This is a genomic window from Streptomyces sp. MnatMP-M17, from assembly GCF_900091995.1.
Lineage (GTDB): Bacteria > Actinomycetota > Actinomycetes > Streptomycetales > Streptomycetaceae > Streptomyces.
This window is the reverse complement of record NZ_FMDK01001177.1, coordinates 1-4,369: the sequence shown is the minus strand read 5'-3', so window position 1 is coordinate 4,369 and position 4,369 is coordinate 1. Positions and strand designations below refer to the sequence as shown.

Sequence of the window (4,369 nt, the reverse complement as noted above, 5' to 3'; positions counted from 1 at the left end):
CCCCGGCGGCGGCAGCCAGCTCATCACCGCGCAGGCTTCCCGTCCCGGAGTGACCAAGGGCCGGCTGACCTGGTGGGACCGGCGCGACGGGCGCTGGGTGAAGGCCGGATCCGTCGCCGCACGCTTCGGGGCGGGTGGTCTGGTGAACGGTGCCCAGCGCAAGCAAGGGACATCGACCACCCCGACCGGGTTGTACGACCTGCCGTACGCCTTCGGGATCGCTCCGGCACCGGCCGGGACGAAGACCGGCTACCGCCGGGTGACGAACGCCTCCTGGTGGTGCCAGGACAACGGTTCACGCTCGTACAACCGCTGGGTGGAGGGCCTGCCCGCGGACTGCCGGGCGAACGAGTCCGAGCGGATGGCCTCCTTCCGCAAGCAGTACGACCACGGTCTGGTGATCGGTTACAACTACGACCGCCCGGTGCGCGGCCGAGGTGCCGGGATCTTCCTCCATGTCAACGGCCAAGGCCCGACGGCAGGTTGTGTGTCCGTACCGGCCGGTGCCATGAAGCGCATCCTGACCTGGGCCGATCCGCGCCGGGCGCCGCATATCGCGATCGGTACGCCTTCCGGCCGGACCGCCATCACCGCCGTGCGGCCGTAGTGCGGCCGTAATTTCCTTCCGGCTCTTTCCAGCTCTTTCGGTCTCTTTCCAGCTCTTTCCGGCCGAAGAGCGAACTCCTCGCCGTCCCACGCCACTTCGTTGAACCCTCCGTCGCTCAAATCCGTATCGGCGGGCACGGCGGAAGGTGAGGAGCGGTCCCGTGGCGAGGAGCAGTCCCGTGGCGATGATGCACAACGGTCGGGCCGCCAGACGGCAGACCATGCGGGCGATACGGCCGCGGCGGTCGGGCGCGCTGCCGCTGCTCGTGCTGTGCTGGGCGGGCGCGGCGGCCGTCATGGCGCTGTGGTGGCAGAACACTCCGGTCGTCCATGTCGATCTCGCCGAGTGGCTGCTCGGAGCGGGCCGGCTGACCGGGCTGCTCGGCGGTTACGCGATCGCCCTCGTGGTGGTGCTGATGGCGCGCGTTCCCGCGCTGGAGCAGCGGGTGGGATCCGACCGGGTGACGCGCTGGCACTCGACGGGCGGACGGTACGCGGTGGGTCTGGTGATCGCCCATGTCCCGCTGACCGTCGGGGGCTACGCGGTCCAGGCGAACTCCGCGCTGGTGGCGCAGACGGTCACCGTCGTCACCGAATTCCCGCGGATGATCGAGGCGACGGCGGGCACCGTACTTCTTCTGGTGATCGGCTTCGTCTCGGCGGGCGCGGTACGGCGCAGAATGCGGTACGAGACCTGGTACTACCTCCATCTGCTCACCTATCTCGCGGTCTATCTCTCCTTCTGGCACCAACTCGCCACCGGCGCCGAGTTCGTCGGCAACTCGGCGGCCCGCACCGCCTGGTACGTGCTCTACGGCGCGGCCGGCGCGCTGCTCGTCCGGTACCGCGTACTGGATCCGGTCCTGCTCAACCGGCGCCATCGGATGCGTGTCGAGCGGACCGTGTACGAGGCGCCCGGCGTCGTCTCCGTACTGATCACCGGACGGCGTCTGCACCGGCTGGGCGCCCAGCCCGGCCAGTTCTTCCGCTGGCGGTTCCTCACCGACGGGCTGCGCTGGAGCTCCAATCCGTACTCGCTGTCGGCGCCGCCGCGGCCGGATCTGCTACGGATCACGGTGAAGGCGAACGGCGAGCACAGTGAGGCCCTGGCCCGGCTGGAGCCGGGCACCCGGGTCTGGGCGGAGGGCCCGTACGGCGCGCTGACGGCGGCCCGGCGCAGCAAGGAGAAGGTGCTGATGATCGCCGGTGGCGCCGGGATCACACCGATGCGGGCGCTGTTCGAGACGCTGCCCGGCGGTCCTGGCGATCTGACGCTGCTCTACCGGGCGAGCAAGACCGAGGACCTGGCGCTCTGGGCCGAGCTGCGGGCAATCGCGTCGGCGCGCGGTGCGCGCCTGCTGTACGCCGTCAACGGTCCGGACGGCGTACGGCCCGAGATCACTCCACGGCGGCTGCGGGAGCTGCTGCCCGACATCGACGACCACGACGTCTTTCTCTGCGGACCCGACGGGCTGGCCCGTCAGTCGTACGAGGCACTGCGCGAGGCGGGCGTGCCGACCCGTCGTATCCATCACGAGTCCTTCGAAATGTGAGGTGAGGCAGCCGGTGAAGAGGAAACATCCGCTCCGGCGGATCATGATCGGTGTCGCCGCGACCGCGTCGGGCGTGGTGCTGCTGCTCGCGCTGAAGCAGCCGGGCGGCTCGTCGGTGGCGGGCGCGGCGGACACGGCCAGGGCCGGAGGCGGAGTGTCCGCCTCGGCGGGAGCGTCCGTATCCGATGGCGCACCTCCGGCGGGCGCGGATGCGAGCGCACCTCCCGTCGGCGCGGGCGCGTCGGCGGGTACGGCGACGGACGCGGGAACACCGCCGGAGACGGGTGCTGGTACGGGTGCCGACAGCGGCGCGGGCTCGGGTTCGGGCGCGCGGACCGTGCTCGGGGACGCAGTGGACACCCAGTACGGTCCGGTCCAGGTACAGATCACCGTCAGCGGCGGCAGGATCACCAAGGCCGAGACGGTCCAGATCCCAGGCGGCAGCATCTCCGCCAACGCCGTCCCCCGTCTCAACGAGGCCGCCGTCACCGCACAGAACGCCCGGATCGACGCCGTTTCCGGTGCCAGTTACACCAGCCAGGGATACCAGGACTCGCTTCAGAGCGCCCTCGACAAGGCAGGTGTCTGATGCTGTCGGAGGGCGGACGGCTGCGTCATGTCGAGGAGTCGATGGGCACGGTCTTCTCGTTCGACATCCGCGGTGTACGGGACGAGGACCGCGTCCGTGCCGGGCTGCGGGCGGCCGTGGCCTCGCTGCACCGTGTCGACGAGATCTTCTCGCCGTTCCGCGCGGACAGCCAGATCACCCGGTTGGGCCGTGGCGAGCTGGCGCTGTCCGAGTGCGCGGGCGAGGTCCGTGAGGTGCTGGAGCTGTGCGCGCAGGCGGAGCGGGAGAGCGGGGGCTGGTTCACGGCCCGGTACGCGGGCGGGCTCGATCCGACCGGTCTGGTGAAGGGCTGGGCGGTGGAGCGTGCGGCACGGATGCTCGTCTCGGCCGGAGCCTCCGCCGTATGTCTCAACGGCGGAGGCGACATCCAACTGGTCGGCGGGCCCTGGCGGGTGGGCATCACCGATCCGCTGCGCCCGGGCGGACTGGCCACGGTGATCGAGAGCGAGGGCACCTTGGGCGTGGCCACCTCGGGCCCTGCCGAGCGCGGCTGCCATGTGCTCGATCCTCGTACGGGCCGGCCACCGGTCCATGGGCCCGCCTCGCTCACCGTGATCTGCCGAGGCGGACTGACCGTGGCCGACAGCCGGGCGACGGCCGCGTACGCCATGGGCCGACGGGCCCAGGAGTGGCTGGAGGGACTGGCGAACACCGAGGGCTTCGGCGTCACGGCCGACGGCGGCCGGTGGATGACCAGCGGCTTCGGCCGCTACACCGACTCCGTGGCCGAGGTGAACGCCTGACCGGACCGGCCCGAAGCACCGCCGGGCCATGTCCGGACGGAGTCCGGCGCCGAGGCCGGCCCGGCGCGCTCCTCAACGGTCGTTCTCGGCCAGCTTCAGCAGATGGTCCGCCAGCGCCTGGCCTCCGGCCGGATCGCGGCTGATCAGCATCAAGGTGTCATCGCCAGCGATGGTGCCGAGGACGTCGTTCAACTCGGCCTGATCGATGGCCGAGGCGAGGAACTGGGCCGCGCCCGGAGGTGTGCGCAGGACGACGAGATTGGCCGAGGCCTCGGCGGAGATGAGGAGTTCACCGGCGAGCCGGCGCATCCGCTCCTCCTTCGCCGACTCGCCGAGGGGCGCGTGCGGAGTCCGGAAGCCGCCCTCGCTGGGGACCGCGTAGATCAGTTCGCCACCGGTGTTACGGATCTTCACCGCGCCCAGTTCGTCCAGGTCGCGGGAGAGCGTCGCCTGAGTGACGCTCAGCCCGTCGTCCCCGAGCAGTTTCGCCAACTGGCTCTGGGAGCGCACCGGCTGCCGGTTGAGAATGTCAACGATCCGGCGGTGGCGGGCGGTTCTGGTCTGCGGCACGGACGGCCCGCCGTGCTCGGTCCCCTGGGCCTCGGTCATCGTCGTCTCATTCCCCGGATCGTCCGTCCCCGTAAGCGCTGTCGAGGATGCCGGGCAGCGCCCGCAGCAGCGTGTCCACCTCGGCGTCGCCGATGATCAGTGGTGGCATCAGCCGTACGACGTCGGGAGCGGGCACGTTCACCAGGAATCCGGCATCCTGAGCCGCCTGCCGCGCCTGCGGCGCGAGCGGCTCGGGGAGCACGATACCCAGGAGCAGTCCGGAGCCGCGG

At 71.0% G+C, this 4,369-nt stretch carries 5 protein-coding genes and 1 pseudogene; 4 read left to right on the top strand and 2 right to left on the bottom strand.

What is annotated here, in order from left to right; translation table 11 throughout:
* From GA0115259_RS37540 to GA0115259_RS37525, 4 genes are all read left to right on the top strand, one after another.
* Positions 1–607: L,D-transpeptidase family protein (locus GA0115259_RS37540; RefSeq protein ID WP_093605037.1), on the top strand; the 607-nt coding region annotated here is incomplete at its 5' end.
* Positions 608–791: 184 nt separating this feature from the next.
* Complete coding sequence (locus GA0115259_RS37535; protein WP_237540768.1) at positions 792–2,159, top strand: ferredoxin reductase family protein; 1,368 nt, start codon at positions 792–794, stop codon at positions 2,157–2,159.
* Positions 2,160–2,172: 13 nt separating this feature from the next.
* Positions 2,173–2,748 carry an FMN-binding protein gene (locus GA0115259_RS37530; RefSeq protein WP_256098315.1) on the top strand — a complete coding sequence of 192 codons (576 nt, stop codon included), beginning with the start codon at positions 2,173–2,175 and terminating at the stop codon, positions 2,746–2,748.
* Positions 2,748–3,530, top strand: a complete 783-nt coding sequence (locus GA0115259_RS37525) for an FAD:protein FMN transferase (RefSeq protein ID WP_237540767.1) — start codon at positions 2,748–2,750, stop codon at positions 3,528–3,530. The genes GA0115259_RS37530 and GA0115259_RS37525 overlap by 1 nt, the downstream gene beginning before the upstream one ends.
* Positions 3,531–3,602: 72 nt before the next feature.
* Here the strand turns inward: GA0115259_RS37525 and GA0115259_RS37520 are convergent, their stop codons facing one another.
* Together GA0115259_RS37520 and GA0115259_RS37515 are read right to left on the bottom strand one after the other, a co-directional pair.
* Entirely contained in the window at positions 3,603–4,139 is a 537-nt protein-coding gene (locus GA0115259_RS37520) for an arginine repressor (RefSeq protein WP_093605035.1), read from the bottom strand.
* Positions 4,140–4,146: 7 nt separating this feature from the next.
* Positions 4,147–4,369: pseudogene (locus tag GA0115259_RS37515) on the bottom strand (aminotransferase class III-fold pyridoxal phosphate-dependent enzyme); the annotation flags it as partial.